This window comes from Pseudomonas sp. ASL9, assembly GCF_056680335.1.
This window is the reverse complement of record NZ_CM155277.1, coordinates 5,638,070-5,654,533: the sequence shown is the minus strand read 5'-3', so window position 1 is coordinate 5,654,533 and position 16,464 is coordinate 5,638,070. Positions and strand designations below refer to the sequence as shown.

The 16,464-nt window shown below is 58.0% G+C and carries 11 protein-coding genes; 5 read left to right on the top strand and 6 right to left on the bottom strand.

The genetic code is table 11. From position 1 onward, the window contains the following. Positions 1 to 241 precede the first annotated feature (241 nt). The 5 genes from AC1ME2_RS25885 to mapR all read left to right on the top strand — a co-directional run bounded on the left by AC1ME2_RS25885 (position 242) and on the right by mapR (position 4,263). Positions 242 to 460: a hypothetical protein gene (locus AC1ME2_RS25885; protein ID WP_480442413.1), complete on the top strand. Its 219-nt coding sequence runs from the start codon at positions 242 to 244 to the stop codon at positions 458 to 460. After that, positions 441 to 662 (top strand): DUF3203 family protein, encoded by a 222-nt coding sequence (locus AC1ME2_RS25880; RefSeq protein ID WP_480438020.1) that lies wholly within the window; start codon positions 441 to 443, stop codon positions 660 to 662. The genes AC1ME2_RS25885 and AC1ME2_RS25880 overlap by 20 nt, the downstream gene beginning before the upstream one ends. Before the next feature lie 60 nt (positions 663 to 722). Beyond that, complete coding sequence (locus tag AC1ME2_RS25875; RefSeq protein WP_480438018.1) at positions 723 to 1,109, top strand: hypothetical protein; 387 nt, start codon at positions 723 to 725, stop codon at positions 1,107 to 1,109. A 273-nt stretch (positions 1,110 to 1,382) separates the two neighbouring features. After that, positions 1,383 to 2,795 carry a cytochrome c oxidase accessory protein CcoG gene (gene ccoG / locus AC1ME2_RS25870; RefSeq protein WP_480438015.1) on the top strand — a complete coding sequence of 471 codons (1,413 nt, stop codon included), beginning with the start codon at positions 1,383 to 1,385 and terminating at the stop codon, positions 2,793 to 2,795. A gap of 58 nt (positions 2,796 to 2,853) precedes the next feature. Beyond that, on the top strand, positions 2,854 to 4,263 hold the full coding sequence (gene mapR, locus AC1ME2_RS25865) for a GntR family transcriptional regulator MpaR (RefSeq protein ID WP_480438013.1): 1,410 nt from the start codon (positions 2,854 to 2,856) through the stop codon (positions 4,261 to 4,263). A 28-nt stretch (positions 4,264 to 4,291) separates the two neighbouring features. On the opposite strand, the gene AC1ME2_RS25860 is transcribed toward mapR, so the two are convergent. The 6 genes from AC1ME2_RS25860 to AC1ME2_RS25835 all read right to left on the bottom strand — a co-directional run bounded on the left by AC1ME2_RS25860 (position 4,292) and on the right by AC1ME2_RS25835 (position 16,379). Further along, positions 4,292 to 5,038: an SDR family oxidoreductase gene (locus tag AC1ME2_RS25860; protein ID WP_480438010.1), complete on the bottom strand. Its 747-nt coding sequence runs from the start codon at positions 5,036 to 5,038 to the stop codon at positions 4,292 to 4,294. An 80-nt stretch (positions 5,039 to 5,118) separates the two neighbouring features. Further along, entirely contained in the window at positions 5,119 to 7,221 is a 2,103-nt protein-coding gene (locus tag AC1ME2_RS25855) for a putative bifunctional diguanylate cyclase/phosphodiesterase (protein ID WP_480438007.1), read from the bottom strand. Positions 7,222 to 7,367: 146 nt separating this feature from the next. Further along, positions 7,368 to 8,810, bottom strand: coding sequence for an efflux transporter outer membrane subunit (locus tag AC1ME2_RS25850; protein ID WP_480442333.1), 1,443 nt, complete (start codon positions 8,808 to 8,810; stop codon positions 7,368 to 7,370). A gap of 23 nt (positions 8,811 to 8,833) precedes the next feature. Next, positions 8,834 to 11,941, bottom strand: coding sequence for an efflux RND transporter permease subunit (locus AC1ME2_RS25845; protein ID WP_480438005.1), 3,108 nt, complete (start codon positions 11,939 to 11,941; stop codon positions 8,834 to 8,836). Then, positions 11,938 to 15,048: an MdtB/MuxB family multidrug efflux RND transporter permease subunit gene (locus tag AC1ME2_RS25840; protein ID WP_480438003.1), complete on the bottom strand. Its 3,111-nt coding sequence runs from the start codon at positions 15,046 to 15,048 to the stop codon at positions 11,938 to 11,940. Before AC1ME2_RS25840 ends, AC1ME2_RS25845 begins: the two co-directional genes overlap by 4 nt. Continuing rightward, complete coding sequence (locus AC1ME2_RS25835) at positions 15,045 to 16,379, bottom strand: MdtA/MuxA family multidrug efflux RND transporter periplasmic adaptor subunit (protein ID WP_480438002.1); 1,335 nt, start codon at positions 16,377 to 16,379, stop codon at positions 15,045 to 15,047. Before AC1ME2_RS25835 ends, AC1ME2_RS25840 begins: the two co-directional genes overlap by 4 nt. Between the last annotated feature and the right edge of the window lie 85 nt (positions 16,380 to 16,464).

The following is a 16,464-nucleotide window of genomic DNA, read 5'->3' as shown; positions in this document are numbered from 1 at the left end:
GCTCTTGCGCAAAATATGTGCGATTGAAAAAAATGAGCGAGCCCATTCCTGCGCTGATACTCCTCGCCGGGCCGCATAGGTTCCGAGCCCCAGCCTATAGTAAAAGTTCAAAAGGGTTTAACCGCGAGAATGAGCTTAGACCGGGCTTTAGCAATGGTCGGAGTCTTTTGCACGGTTCAGATGTCCAACTCATCAAGCGTTGGAAAAACCCATAAACCGAAGGGACCAGGAGATGAAACTGATGAATATCCCTATCCCCGCCGAAACGCCCGATCCGATGATCGACGATCCAGCATTGCCCGTGCCAAAGCCCGAGCAGGAGCCGCCGCCCACGATGCCACCAACGTCCGAGCCACCTAAGGGCGATCCGCCTGCCGCAGAGCCTCCCGCTATTCTTGAACGTTATCTACCCGGGTCAATTTTTTTCAAGGAGTACACCCATGCCTCTGGAATTCGATAGCACCAACACGCATTGCTCCGCATTGATCGAGGACGTCCGTTATCAAAGCCTTGTAAGCGATGTGGTGATCATCACCAATGACGCCACGCACATGTCTGAAGCGCAGGTGGGTGGCAAAAGCGTGCCCATCACCGAAGCAGAAGCCGAGAGCCTGCTCACCCGTGGCGCGCGAGACGATCGGCATAACACCGTTGCGGAGTGACACGCCATATTGAAGGATGGGCACAAGGCCAAAGAGCATGGGTGATTGCCGCGAGCAAGCGTGTTCGCAAAGCAGCGTTTAATAACACGTCACAATAAAGGGACCACGCGCCCGACTATTTTGCCGGCTCAACCTTACGACTATTTTGCCCGGCGCTGTACTGCCGTTTACTGCGGCGGTACTGCCGAGAAAATAATCCACTATCAGGTTCTCAGGTCGCAGACCATTCATCACGCACCGAGGCGCGGATGTGAACACGACCGGCTTGGTTACCAGGGTCAAGGTGGTGTGCGCAAGGTGCTGCTCGACATCAATGCCAAGCAGCCAATCGCCCTGCTCTTCAATCAACGTCCCGTCATGATCCAGGACGGCTCTGAGGTGCCGATCTGCCACGCCTATGTCAGCTTGAGCCAACACCGAAGTGAGGAACACTGTGATCTCGAGTAAGTGTTTTATAGGTCTGGTCCTTATTTAACGGTTCTGTCTTAAGACCCATTAGCCACTCAAGCCGCCGAGGCTCAATGGCTGACACTCGAAATCCCTCGATGGGATAGGCGAAAAACAGGGTGAAAACACACCGCTACAGGGATGAAAAACCCAGCGCAGCGCTGGGACAAAATCTCATCTGATCCGCTTTTTTATCAAATACCTGAGTCTGTTATGCACTCAGTTGCTCGCTCATAGTTCATTGGCCTGATACAGGCTGATGAGCATCCAACCATGAGCGAAAGAATTCCTGTCCAGATCATTGAACTCGTCGAACCTTCCAGAGCAAAAATGAAGGTCAAGTCCAGTGACAATTTGATCCATACCCGCAGCTTTACCGGGCTGTTCCGCAATCTACGCGTGAGCGGCGCGGGGGTTCTGTTCCTGCTGTTTTTCGGCACTGTCTGGCTCGACTGGGCCGGGCGTCAGGCGGTGCTTTGGGATTTGGCCGAGAGTAAATTTCATATTTTCGGTGCGACGTTCTGGCCGCAGGACTTCATTCTGCTGTCGGCGTTACTGATCATTTGCGCCTTTGGCTTGTTCGCCATCACGGTGTTCGCAGGAAGAGTCTGGTGCGGGTATACCTGCCCACAGAGTTCCTGGACCTGGATTTTCATGTGGTGTGAGAAGCTCACCGAAGGCGAGCGCAATCAGCGGATCAAGTTGCAAGCTGCGCCGTGGGGTATGAACAAGCTGCTACGACGCTCGGCGAAGCACAGTCTGTGGCTGGCGATCAGCGTATTGACCGGCCTGACCTTCGTCGGTTATTTCACCCCGATTCGCCCGCTGGCTGACGAACTGCTGACCTTGCAGCTGAGTGGCGTCAGCCTGTTCTGGGTGCTGTTTTTCGCGGGTGCGACCTATATCAATGCCGGCTGGCTGCGTGAAGCAGTCTGCATGCACATGTGCCCCTATGCGCGCTTTCAAAGCGTGATGTTCGATAAAGACACCCTCACCGTGTCCTACGACGCTGCTCGCGGTGAAAACCGTGGGCCACGCAAACGTGAGGTCGAGCCGGCGTCGGTGGGCCTGGGCGATTGCATTGATTGCCAGATGTGCGTGCAGGTGTGCCCGACCGGCATCGACATTCGTGATGGCTTGCAGATGGAGTGCATTGGCTGCGCCGCCTGTATCGATGCCTGTGACTCGATCATGGACAAAATGGGCTATGCCCGTGGTCTGGTCAGTTACACCTCGGAAACCGTATTGCAAGGCGGTCAGACCCATCTGCTGCGCCCACGTTTAATCGGCTACTGCGTCGTATTGCTGGTGATGATTGGCGCGCTGGTGCTGGCGCTGGTCGAGCGGCCCATGGTGTCGCTGGATGTCAGCAAGGACCGTGGGCTGTTCCGGGAAAACAGCCTGGGCCAGATCGAAAACATCTACAGCCTGAAAATCATCAACAAAACCCAGCAACGTCAGCAGTATCGTCTGGCGCTTGTCGATGGGAATGGCTTCCAGTTACAGGGCAAGACCGAGGTCAGCCTCGCCGCTGGGGAAATCATCGATTTGCCGGTATCGGTGGCCATGATCGCCGAACACCCGAGCAGTGGCTCACAAAGCATCAGCTTTGAAGTGGTGGACAGTGATGACGCCAGCGTGCGCAGTCTGGCAAAAAGCCGGTTTGTCGCCCCGCTCAATCGCTGATCCCTTTAAAGTGATGCTTACCGCACGTCCCCGTCAGACCGCCAGTCAGCGAGAACCGATGAAACGTTATGAAAAGTTTGCAGACGATATCGCTGAACTGATCCGCTCTGGCGTATTGGGCCCCGGCCAGCGGGTGCCCTCGGTGCGTTATGCCAGCCAGACTTATGGGGTCAGCCCCTCGACGGTGTTCCAGGCCTATTACCTGCTGGAACGGCGCGGGCTGATCCGGGCGCGGCCGCGCTCCGGTTACTTCGTCAACAACAATGCGCTACGACAGTTTTCCGAGCCGGTGATTAGCACACAGGCCAGTGAGTCCACTGAGGTGGATGTCAGTGAACTGGTGTTCTCGGTACTCGACTCGATCAAAGACCCACAGACCGTGCCGTTTGGTTCGGCCTTCCCAAGCCCGACGCTGTTTCCGCTGCAACGGTTGGCGCGTTCTCTGGCCAGCGCCAGCCGCCAAATGGACCCGCGTATGGTGGTCACTGATATGTCGCCGGGCAATCCGCAACTGCGCCGACAGATCGCCTTACGGTACATGGTCGGCGGCTTGATGTTGCCGATGGAAGAACTGCTGATCACCAACGGCGCGCTGGAAGCCCTGAATTTGTGCCTGCAGGCGGTGACAGAGCCAGGTGATCTGGTGGCGATCGAAGCGCCAGCATTCTACGCTTGCCTGCAAATACTGGAACGACTGAAGCTCAAAGCCGTGGAAATACCCGTGCATCCACGCGATGGCATCGACTTGGGCGTACTCGCACAAACGTTGGAGCGACACCCGATCAAAGTGTGCTGGTGCATGACCAGCTTTCAGAACCCGATGGGCGCCACCATGCCCGAAGCGAAGAAACGTGAGTTGGTTGAATTGCTGCGCCAGCATCAAGTGCCGCTGATTGAGGATGACGTTTACGCCGAACTGTATTACAGCCCACAAGCCCCTAAGCCAGCCAAAGCCTTCGACACGGAAGGACTGGTGATGCATTGCGGATCGTTTGCCAAGAGCCTGGCGCCGGGCTATCGAATTGGCTGGGTCGCTGCCGGACGTTATGCGCAGAAAATCGAGCGTCTGAAACTGATGACCTCACTCTGCGCGTCGATGCCCGCTCAAGCTGCAATCGCCGATTATCTGCAGCACGGCGGCTATGATCGACACCTGCGCAAACTGCGCTATGCCCTGGAAGAACAACAAAGCGCCATGCTCAGCGCCATCGCCCGCTATTTCCCGGCACAGACACGGGTCAGTCAGCCGGCAGGCGGGTATTTCCTGTGGCTGGAACTGCCAGAGCAAATGGATTCATTGAAACTGTTCCAGATGGCCCTGGCCCAAGGTATCAGCATTGCCCCCGGACCGATTTTTTCCCCAACCCAGCGTTTTCGTAACTGCATCCGCCTCAACTACGGCAGCCCATGGAGTGATGCGTCGGAAAAAGCCATGGAGACCTTGGGCCGGATTATCCGCTCGTTCTGACAGAACCTGTGTCGCGAGCCTCGCAACGCTATCGACCGCCACCCAGATCGATAAACGTCCCGGTGGCGTAACTGGCCTTCGCCGACAGCAGCCAGATGATCGCCTCAGCCACTTCCTCCGCGCAGCCACCACGCCCCATGGGGATGCCGGATTCGAGTTTGCTAACCCGCAGAGGATCGCCGCTCAAGGCATGAAAATCGGTGAAGATATAGCCAGGCCGGACCGCGTTGACCCTAATCCCCTCTCCCGCCACTTCCCGCGCCAAACCGATGGTGAACGTGTCAAGTGCGCCTTTTGAGGCGGCATAGTCGACATATTCCCCCGATGCCCCGAGCCGAGCCGCGACCGAAGAGACGTTGACGATGCTGCCACCTTTGCCGCCGTGGCGGGGTGACATACGCAGCAAGGCGTGCTTGGCACACAGCATCGGACCGACCACGTTGATTTTCATCATTCGGAGCATGCGGAACTCGGACATTTCTTCGACCCGAGAGGCCTGCGCCACGGTGCCTGCATTGTTGACCAGCGCCGTCACAGGCCCCAGCTCGGCATCAATCCGGGCGAACAAGCCGATGATTTCGTCTTCATCACTGACATCCGCCTGCACCGCAATCACCTGCGCACCGAGTTTGCGAACTTGCACGCAAACCTGCTCGGCGGCCTGATGATCGGTCAGATAATTGATGCAGATTCGATAACCCTGCTCGGCGGCGAGCAAGGCCGTCGCGGCACCGATGCCACGAGAGCTGCCAGTGATGAGAAGGATTTTTTCCATGGTGAGCTTCCGATCAGTGCCTGAAAGATGATCAGCCTAGCGCAGGATTAAGATGAGAGAAAGACACGACCCGACACCGATCACACTACAGCGGGCACGGACTCAGCCCCGGTGGCCTGCTCCGCGCGGGTGATGTCCGCCATAAACCGCACGGCCGGCAACGGATGACCCAAGAGGAAACCCTGCAGAGAGTTGCAGCCAAGCTGGGTCAGGAAGCTTTGCTGCATGTCGGTTTCGACGCCTTCGGCGACGATGCGCAAACCCAGCGCGCGGCCCAGGGCGACGATTGCTGAAACGATGGCCACGTCGTCGCTGTCGTGCTCCAGGTCGCGGACAAAACCACGGTCAATCTTTAGTTCATTGGCGGGCAAACGCTTGAGGTACATCAGGCTGGAGTAGCCGGTGCCAAAGTCATCGATGGACAGGTCCACCCCCATCTCCGAGAGCTGTTGCAACACGGTCATGCTGGCATCGGCGTCACTCATGGCGGTGGTTTCGGTGATTTCCAGGGTCAGACTGTTTGCTGGCAGACGATGCAACGCCAAGGCTGTGGCAACGCTGGTGACCAAATCGTTGTGACAGAACTGCAAAGTGGAGAGGTTCACCGCAATGCGCCAGTCGGTATAGCCCTGTTCGTACCAGATGCTCATCTGCCGGCAGGCTTCGTTGAGCACCCATTCGCCAATCGGAATGATTAGCCCGGTCTTTTCCGCAAGCCCGATGAACTTGTCCGGCAGCAGCAGCCCCTGTTGGGGGTGATTCCAACGCAATAGCGCTTCAGCGCCGACGGGCAGACCTGTGCCGGCATCGAATTTTGGCTGGTAATACACGCAAAACTGCTCTTGCTTGAGCGCCTGACGCAGGTCTTGCAGCAACTGCAATTGGTTGCGGGCATTGGTGTTCATCGACGCATCGAAAAAGCTGTAACCGTTTTTCCCCGCGCCTTTGGCGTGGTACATCGCAGCGTCGGCGTTTATCAGCAACTCATGCTGGGTCTGGCCATTGCCGGGATACAGGGCGATGCCGATGCTCGCGGAGACTTGCAAGCTATGGTCGGCGACCACGAATGGCTGAGCGATCAACGTCACCTGACGGGCCGCAAGGCCAGGGGCGTCGTACCGATCGTTCAACTCGAGCAACAGCACAAACTCATCACCGCCGATACGCGCCAGGGTGTTTTGACTGTGCAGGTCTTCGCGCAGGCGCAGCGCAACCTGGCGCAACAGCAAGTCACCCATATGATGACCAAACGCGTCGTTGACGGGTTTGAACCCATCCAGGTCCATGAACATCAGCGCAAAATAGCCGCCGTGCTTGTCGACCTTGCGTATAGCCTGTTCGATACGGTCCGCCAGCAACACCCGATTGGGCAGACCAGTCAACGTGTCGTGCAGGGCCAGTTGGGTCAGTTCCAGATTGGCCATTCTCAGCGAGTTGGACAGTACGGCAGTGCGAGCCTCCATGCGGGCGTCGAGAATCGAGGTCAGCAAGGCAATGCTCAAAACCGCAAGGCTGGTAACCAGTACCAGTTTGTCCAGGCCATCGACCCGCAAACCGCTGCCGGCAGCGCCGCAGAAACTATCAGCGGCAAAATTTGCCGCCGCCATGCCGGTGTAATGCATCCCGACAATCGCGATGCCCATGATCACCGCCGCCCCGCCCCGGGCCAGACGTACATAAGGTGAGTGCTGGCGCAAATGAAAGGCGACCCACAGGGCCACCGCTGAAGCACTGACCGCGATCACCAGGGAACAGGCAAACAACGAGGGGTCGTAAATGATGCCTGGTTGCATACGCAACGCTGCCATGCCGCAATAGTGCATGGCGCTGATGCCTGCGCCCATGATCAGCGCACCAAGGCCTAACTGCAGGGCTTGAAGGTGCGACTGACTAACGAGCCATAGGGCAAAACCGGAGGACAAAACGGCAATCAACAACGACAGTAATGTGATTGGCAGGTCGTAGCCAAGCTCGACTGGCAGATGGAAGGCAAGCATCCCGATGAAATGCATCGACCAGATGCCAATGCCCATGGCCAGCGCCCCGCCGGCCATCCAGAAATGAACTGCACGACCCTTGGCCGTGGCAATGCGACCGGTCAAATCCAACGCGGTGTAGGACGCCAGGATCGCCACGAAAATGGAAATCATAACCAGCGAGAATGTGTAATTACCAATAAGCATGAGACTTCTCGCGACCGGGGCAAATGATAGGCATTCATACCGAGGGTAAAGTCGCAGATTGTACCCAAATTGACTGGCTTGTCGCGGTCCGTTTACTTAAATGTGTACTCCCTGAATAGTGGGTGTACACCCCGAACCCAATAGCTTCACTCCTGAATATTCAGCCCGTTTTCTGCGCTCCAACCGCCGCCCAACGCGGCGATCAGTTGTACGCTGGCAATCAGCCGGCTTTGCAGCAGGGTCAGCACGCTTCTTTCGTTGCTCAGCGCGGTCGTTTGCACGTTGACCACATCCAGGTAAGCGATCAGGCCGGCCTTGTACTGATTGTTGGTCAAGCGCAAGGACTCCCGTGCCGCCACCAAGGCCTCTGTGCGCACTCGAGCCTCGTCCTCATACACTTTGAGCTGAACCAGATAGTTTTCCACTTCTTGAAAACCATTCAGCACGGTTTGGCGGTATTGGGCCACGGTCTGATCGTAAACCGCTTCGGTGCGATCGACCTCCGCCGAGCGCTGACCACCATCGAACAAGGTCATCGCCAATTGCGGTCCGACCGACCAGAAACGGTTCGGCAAACTGATCCAGTTGGTGAACGTGGAGCTGCTATAGCCGCCATTCATGCTCAACGTCAGGTCGGGGTAGTACGCAGCCTTGGCGACACCGATATTGGCATTGGCCGCCATCACCGAGCGTTCGGCCGCAGCGATGTCCGGGCGGCGCTCGAGCAGTTGCGATGGCAGCTCCAGCGGGATCTGCGGCAACGCTGGAATGGCCGTCGTGGCCTCCAGACTGAAGTCCGCCGGGGCCTGGCCCATCAGCACGGCGATTGCGTTCTCAAACTTAGCACGCTGCCAGATCAAATCAATCAAATCAGCCTGGGTGGTTTTTAGCTGGGTCTGTGCCTGCGCAACCGCATCTTTACCGGAGATACCGGCACGGTACTGGTTTTGAGTCATGGTCAGCGAGCGTTGGTAAGCCTCGACCGTGGACTCAAGAAGACGTTTTTGTTCGTCGATCACCCTCAACTGCAGGTAGTTCTGCACCAACTCCGACTGCAAGCTCAGTTGCATCGACGCCAGATCGGCAAGGCTCGCCTGAGCGCTGGCCCTGTCGGCTTCCAGACCACGACGCAACTTGCCCCAGATATCAGCCTCCCAACTGACACCCAGCTGAGTGCTGTAGGTGTCACGGATACCGCTGGCAGAACTGCTCAGGCTCGAACTGCTGCTCCCGGCGCCCTGACTGGAGCGGTTTTTACTCGCACTGAGATCAAGCGTCGGAAAGAAAGCACCACGAGCACTGCGCACCAAGGCCTTGGCCTGTCGGTACTGAGCTTCAAATTGGGCGACGGTCTGGTTCGAACTGTTGAGTTTCTCCACCAGCCCGTTGAGTTGCACATCGCCATACAACTCCCACCAGGCGCCCCGCGCCAACGCATCGCCAGGCGCCGCCTGACGCCAGCCTTCAGCTTGTTTGAACTGCGCAGGCGTGGCCATTTCCGGCTTTTTATAGTCAGGGCCAACCGCACAGGCGCTCAAGAGCACTGCGCAAAGCCCCATGCCAAGCCAACGCGCAGGTAGCTGAAACATGGGTTTGATTTGCGGGCAGTCGGTCATAGCGGAGCTTCCAAAGCAGCATCGGTGCGCACGCCACGCCATTTATTGAAACGATGGCGCAGACGGTCGAGATAAAGGTAAACCACCGGGGTGGTGTAAAGGGTCAGAATCTGGCTGAAGATCAGGCCGCCGATAATGGTCAGGCCCAACGGATGGCGCATTTCTGCCCCTTCGGCGCTGCTCAGCAGCAGGGGCAAGGCGCCAAGAATTGCCGCCAGCGTCGTCATCAGAATCGGCCGTAGGCGTTGCAGGCACGCGCTGCGGATCGAGTCCAGCGGCGTCATCCCGGATTCACGCTCCAATTGCAGCGCAAGGTCAATCATCAGAATCGCGTTTTTCTTCACCACGCCGATCAGCAGGAACAGGCCGAGCAACGAAATCAGACTGAATTGGCCACCCAGCAGATAGATCGACAACAACGCACCGACCCCTGCCGACGGTAACGTCGAAAGAATGGTCAACGGGTGAATATAGCTTTCATAAAGAATGCCAAGCACCAGATACACCACCACCAGCGCACCCAGAATCATCCACGGCTGGGTCTTCTGGGCGGCTGCAAAAGCGTCGGCTGTGCCGGCCATCTTGGCGATGACATCGGAGGGCAAACCGACCTTGGCCACTGCGTGCTCAATGGCGGCGGTCCCTTGCTCGAGCGTCACACCCTCCGCCAGATCGAAGGAAATATCCTCCGAGGCAAACTGTCCGTCATGGGTGACGCGGTCATCTTCGAGGCTACGTTCGTAGTGGGCGATGCTCGACAGTGGGATGCGCTGGCCAGTGGCCGTGATTACCTGAACCTGATTGAGCGTCACCGGGTCCTGAGCGTATTTCGGGTTGACCTCCATCACCACCTGATACTGGTTGAGGCTCTCATAAATGGTGGAAATCTGGCGTTGACTGTAAGCATTGTTCAGCACTGCCGTGACCATGTTCATATCGACACCCAGGCGCTTGGCGGTATCACGGTCCACTTGCAGCGTGACTTGTTGCGCCCCACGGCCTTCGCGCCCATCAATGGCGGTCAGTTCCGGCAACGACTTGAGCGCCGCCAGTACTTTCGGGTACCAGACACGCAGGCTGGCCAGATCGCCGCTTTGCAGGATGTATTGGTATTGCGAGGTGGTCTGCTCACGCCCGCCGCCGAATTGCAGGTCTTGATCGGCCATCAAAAACAAACGTCCACCGGGGACTTGCGGCATATTTTTGCGCAAGCGCTCGATCACTTTATCAGCGGCAAGATTACGCTCCTTGATCGGCTTGAGCCGCACGATCATGGTGGCGTTGTTGGTGCCGCCGTTGCCACCGATGAAGCCGGCGACGGTATCAACGGCAGGGTCAGCCAGTACCGCACGCCGAAAAATCTCCATCTTGGGCTGCATCACCGAGAACGACAGGCCATCGTCGCCCCGTATGTAGCCAATCAACTGCCCGGTGTCCTGCTGTGGCATGAAGGTTTTGGGCACCACCACGTACAGTGCGATATTCACGCCGATGGTGATCAACAGGCTCAACAGGGTCAGCCGGCGATGATGCAACACCCAACCGAGACTGCGGTCGTAGCCCGCAACCATGCGTTCGTTAAGGCGGCGACTCCAGCGTTGCAACGCATTTTCCTGCTCCGGATCATGGGGTTTCAGCCAGCGCGCACACAGCATGGGGGTCAGGGTCAGAGACACCACCAACGAGACGATGATCGATGCCGCCAGGGTGATGGAAAACTCGCGAAACAGACTGGCGATGATGCCGCCCATGAACAGGATCGAGAGGAACACCGCCACCAGCGACACGTTCATCGACAACAAGGTGAAACCCACTTCCTTGGCGCCCAGATACGCGGCCTGCATCGGTGGCACGCCTTTATCGATGTGCCGGGAGATGTTCTCAAGCACCACAATGGCGTCGTCCACCACCAGACCGGTGGCGAGAATCAATGCCATCAACGACAAGTTGTTCAGGGAAAAACCCGACAGGTACATGATGGCAAAGGTGCCAACCAGCGATACCGGTACCGCCAGTGTCGGGATCAGCGAAGCGCGGAAGTTACCCAGGAAAAAGAACACCACCAGAATCACCAGGGTCACGGCGATCAACAGGGTCGTTTCGGCTTCGTGCAGGGTCGCCTTGATCACGGGCGAACGGTCCATGGCCAGGTCCAGCTTGACACTGCTCGGCAGCACTGCCTGCAAGGCCGGTAATTGCGCCTTGATCTGCGCCACGGTCTCGATAATATTGGCACCGGCCTGACGGTTGATGACCAACAATACAGCCTGTTTATCATTGAAAAAGCCGGCGTTGTAGCGGTCTTCCACCGCATCACTGACTTTCGCCACATGGCTCAGGCGCAAGGCTGCGCCGTTTTGGTAACGAATGATCAGCGGCTCGTAATCCTTGGCCTTTTCCAGTTGGTCATTGGCCTGCACCTGCCAGTTGTGCTCGGCGTCCTCCACCGACCCTTTAGGCTTGCGCACGTTGGCGTTGGCAATCGTGGTGCGGACCTCATCCAGCGATACCCCGTACTGATTAAGCAACTGAGGCTCCAGTTCGACCCGTACGGCGGGCAGCGAACTGCCGCCGATCTGCACTTCGCCGACGCCGCTCACCTGCGACAGGCTTTGCGAGAGGATGGTCGATGCCAGATCGTACAGCTGACCCTTCTCCAGTACGTCGGAGGTCAGCGACAGGACCATGATCGGTGCCTGCGACGGGTTTACCTTTTTGTAGGTGGGCATGCTGCGCATGCCACTGGGCAGCAGATTGCGCGAGGCATTGATCGCGGCCTGCACTTCTCGCGCTGCGCCGTTGATATCCCGACTCAGGTCGAACTGCAAAATGACCCGCGTCGACCCTTGGCTGGAACGGCTGCTCATGGTGTTGATCCCGGCAATCGTGCCCAGGGAGCGTTCCAGCGGCGTCGCCACCGTGGAGGCCATGACCTCGGGACTGGCCCCCGGCAGGCTGGCCGAGACCACTATGATCGGGAAGTCCATATTCGGCAACGGCGATACCGGCAGCAGGCCAAAGCTGACACCACCCAGCAATATGATCGCCAGACTCAGGAGCATGGTCGCGACCGGCCGACGAATGAAGGGCCCGGACAGGTTCATATTTCAGCCTGCTCCAGACTCGCTGGCGCACTGGGTGTGTGGCCCCATCGACGCGCCAGACGGTCGAAATACAGGTAGATCACCGGCGTGGTGAACAGCGTCAATACTTGGCTGAGCATCAGCCCGCCGACCATCACCAACCCCAGTGGCTGGCGTAATTCGGCACCGGAACCACTGGCGAGCATCAACGGCACGGCACCGAACAGTGCAGCCATGGTCGTCATCAGGATCGGCCTGAAGCGCAGCAGCGCCGCTTCGTAAATCGCCGTTTCCGGATCTACGCCTCGATTGCGCTCCGCGTCCAGCGCGAAGTCGATCATCATGATCGCGTTTTTCTTGACGATCCCGATCAACAGAATGATGCCGATGATCGCGATCATCCCCAGATCGTTGCCGCTGATCAGCAACGCCAGCAGCGCGCCAACCGCAGCGGACGGCAAGGTCGAGAGAATGGTGATGGGGTGGATGTAACTTTCGTACAGCACGCCGAGCACGATATACATCGTCACTACCGCCGCCAGAATCAGCAGCAAGGTGCTCGACAATGACGCCTCGAACGCCTGGGCGGCACCCTGGAATTGAGTCTGCACACCGAGGGGCATGCCGATGTCCTTCTGCACCTGATTGATCACCTCCACCGCGTTGCCCAATGCCACGCCCGGCGCCAGGTTGAACGACATCATGACCGACGGAAACTGGCCTATATGCGCGATGGCCAATTGCGCCTGGCGCTGTTCGACCCGCGCCAGGCTCGACAGTTTGACCTGAGTGCCGGAGGTCGTCTTGACGTGAATCTGATCCAAGGCCTGTGGTCCGAGATCAGTTACAGAAGCCGCCTGCATCACCACGCGGTATTGGCTAGCCTGGGTGTAAATGGTAGAAATTTGCCGTTGACCAAAAGCGTCGTAGAGCGCATCGGTGATGTTCGCCACGCTGACCCCGAGCCGACTGGCCGCATCACGGTCGATCAGCAGGTACACCTGCAAACCTTTGTCCTGCAAATCGCTGGCGACATCGGTCAGCTCCGCGCGTTTGCTCAGGGCGTCGACCAGTTTCCCACTCCACAGAGCCAGCAGGTCCGCATCCGGTGACGACATGCTGAACTGATACTGGGTACGGCTGACCCGATCTTCGATGGTCAAGTCCTGTACCGGCTGCATGAACAAGCGGATGCCCGACAGCTTGTCGAGCTGCGGTTGCAGTCGCTGAATAATCTGCGTGGCAGTCAGGTCACGTTCGTTATGCGGTTTGAGGTTGATCAGCAGGCGACCGCTGTTGAGCGTTGTGTTATCGCCGTCGACACCGATGTAAGACGAAAGACTCGCTACCGCCGGGTCTTGCAGGATGACGTTCGCCAACGACTGTTGACGCTGGCTCATGGCGGCGAAGGACACCGATTGCGGCGCTTCGGAAATCCCCTGAATCACTCCCGTGTCCTGCACCGGAAAAAAGCCTTTAGGCACGATCAGGTACAGGAACACGGTCAAGCCGAGGGTGGCGATGGCCACCAACAAGGTCAACGGTTGATGCTTGAGCACCCACCGCAACTTACGTCCGTAGGCGGCAATCAGCCAATCAATCCAGGCCCCGCTAGTGCGATAGAAACGGCCCTGCTCCTCGGCTTCGGGTTCACGCTTGAGCAACCTGGCGCACATCATCGGCGTGAGGGTCAGGGACACCACGAGGGAAATCAGGATGGCCACCGCCAGGGTGATCGCGAACTCACGGAACAACCGACCGACCACATCGGCCATGAACAGCAACGGAATCAACACGGCAATCAGCGAAATCGTCAGGGAGATCAAGGTAAAACCGATCTGCCGAGCCCCCTTGAGTGCTGCTTGCAAGGGGGTGTCACCCTCCTCCAGATGTCGCGAGATGTTTTCCAGCATGACGATCGCATCATCCACCACAAAGCCGGTGGCAATGGTCATGGCCATCAACGTCAGGTTGTTGACCGAGAACCCGGCCAGGTACATCACTCCAAACGTGCCGATCAGCGAAAGCGGTACGGCAACCGATGGAATAATCGTGGCACTGACCCGACGCAAGAACAGAAAAGTGACCAGCACCACCAGCACGATGGCAATCAACAACTCATGCTGCACGTCAGTGACCGAAGCGCGAATGGTTTGCGTGCGGTCAGTCAACACAGTGACATCAAGGCCTGCGGGCAGATTGTCAGTAATGCTCGGCAGTAGCGCCTTGATCCGGTCGACCACTTCGATGACGTTGGCACCGGGCTGGCGCTGGATATTGAGGAGCACGGCCTGATTTTCGTTGGCCCAGGCTGCCAGCCGCTCATTCTCCGCACCGTCGACTACCTGAGCCACGTCCTTCAGACGCAAAGGTGCGCCATTTTTATAGGCGAGGATGAGTTCGGCGTATTCCTGCGGCGACTTCAACTGGTCGTTGGCATCAAGCATCGATACCCGCGTCGGGCCATCGAAGTTGCCCTTGGGCTGGTTAACGTTGGAGGCACCGATCAGCGTGCGCACATCCGCGAGGTTCAGGCCATTGGCGGCCAGCGCCTCAGGGTTGACCTTGATCCGTACCGCCTGACGTTGTCCACCGGCAATGCTGACCATGCCCACGCCGCTGATCTGGGCGATCTTCTGCGCCATGCGCGTATCGACCAGGTCGTTAAGCTTTGGCAGCGGCATGGTTTTGGAGGTGATCGCCAGGGTCAGTACCGGGGTATCAGCCGGGTTGACCTTGTTGTACACCGGCGGTGCCGGCAGATCAGTGGGTAACAGGTTGGTTGCGCCGTTGATCGCCGCCTGCACTTCCTGCTCAGCGACGTCCATATTGAGGTCAAGACTAAAGCGCAGGGTGATCACCGAGGCGCCACCGGAACTGGTCGAGGCCATTTGCGTGAGCCCTGGCATCTGCCCGAACTGCCGTTCCAACGGTGCCGTCACCGCGCTGGTCATCACTTGCGGGCTGGCGCCAGGGTACAGCGTCAGCACGCGAATGGTCGGGTAGTCCACCTGAGGCAAGGCCGAGACCGGCAACAACGTATAAGCAATCAAACCGGACAGAACGATGGCCAACATGCTCAGGGTGGTCGCTACCGGGCGCAGGATGAACAGCCGGGAGATATTCATGCGTGGTCTTTTTCCGCCTTGTCGGCCGCAGCCGATTTATCGGAGTCCTTCGACGGTTGACCCTGCAAATGCTGCCCGGGCGTGACGGGAACGTCCTTGCTTTCGTTGACCACTTCCACATCACTGCCGTCGCGCAAGCGGTCAGTGCCCTCAAGCACCACGCGCTCGCCTTCGGCCAGACCGCTGGTGATCACTGTGGAACTTTCGTCGCTTGCCCCCGTTTGCAACTGACGAATCTTGACCTTCTTGTCACCGTCCATCACATAGGCGAATGTGCCGTTGGTGCCGAACTGGACTGCTGCCGAAGGCACCAGCACTGCGTGTTTGAGCGTGTCGGCACGCAGGCGCAGGTTGACAAACTGATTGGGAAACAGCACTTCGTCCTGGTTATCGAAACGGGCCTTGAATTTCAACGTGCCCGTGGTGACGTCGATCTGGTTGTCCAGACTGAATAGCACACCAGTGGCTTGCAGTTTCACATCACCCCGGTCCCAGGCTTCCGCTGGCAGCTTGTCGCCACTGTGAAAACGCGCAATAACCGCCGACAGGTCTTTCTCGGGTAGGGTGAAGTTGACGGTGATCGGTTTGGTCTGGGTGATGACCACCAGCGCTGTGGTGTCATTGGCAGCCACCAAGTTGCCGACATCTAGCTGGCGCAACCCAGTGCGCCCAGCGATGGGCGCGCGAATCTTGGTGAATTCGAGATTGAGTTTAGCGTTTCCCACCGCAGCCTGATTGGTCTTGATAGTGCCCTGATACTGGCCAACCAGTGAAGCGGCGGTGTCCAGTGTCTGCTTGGCAATACTGTCTTCGGCATATAAGCCGCGATAGCGCTCTAGATCGATCTGTGCATTTTTGAGCAGAGCCTGATTGGTCAGCAGCGTACCTTCGGCCTGCTCCAGCGCAATCTGGTAACTGCGTGGGTCGATTTCGGCCAGCAAGTCGCCCGCCTTGACCAGTTGCCCTTCCTCGAAGTTGAGTTTGACCAACTGCCCCGCGACCTGGCTGCGCACGTTGACTGTATTCATTGCTGTGACAGTGCCCAGCGCTTTGTAGTAAATCGGGAAGTCACCCACGGTTGCGGGCGCCACACGCACAGGAACCGGCCCGGTTGAGCCACCAAAACCCGGCCGGGGCGTTCCGCTCCTCGACGCGCCCCCACCCTTGTGCTGAGCTACCTCAGTAGCGCCTTTCGCAGTAGCGCCTTTGTGCAGACCCGAAGACGGCCACAACCACCAGCACAGGCCGATGATAACCAACAGGACTAACAGGCTGATCAGCCAGCGACGGGAACTACGGGGGCCAGACAATTGCATGAATAAATCAACCATTGTGCGCGTGAGCTTCTTCGGGAGGTTGAACAATAAGCACAGTTGGAGCTGAAGCAAAGCGCCTTTACCGGCAATTTACTTAGTG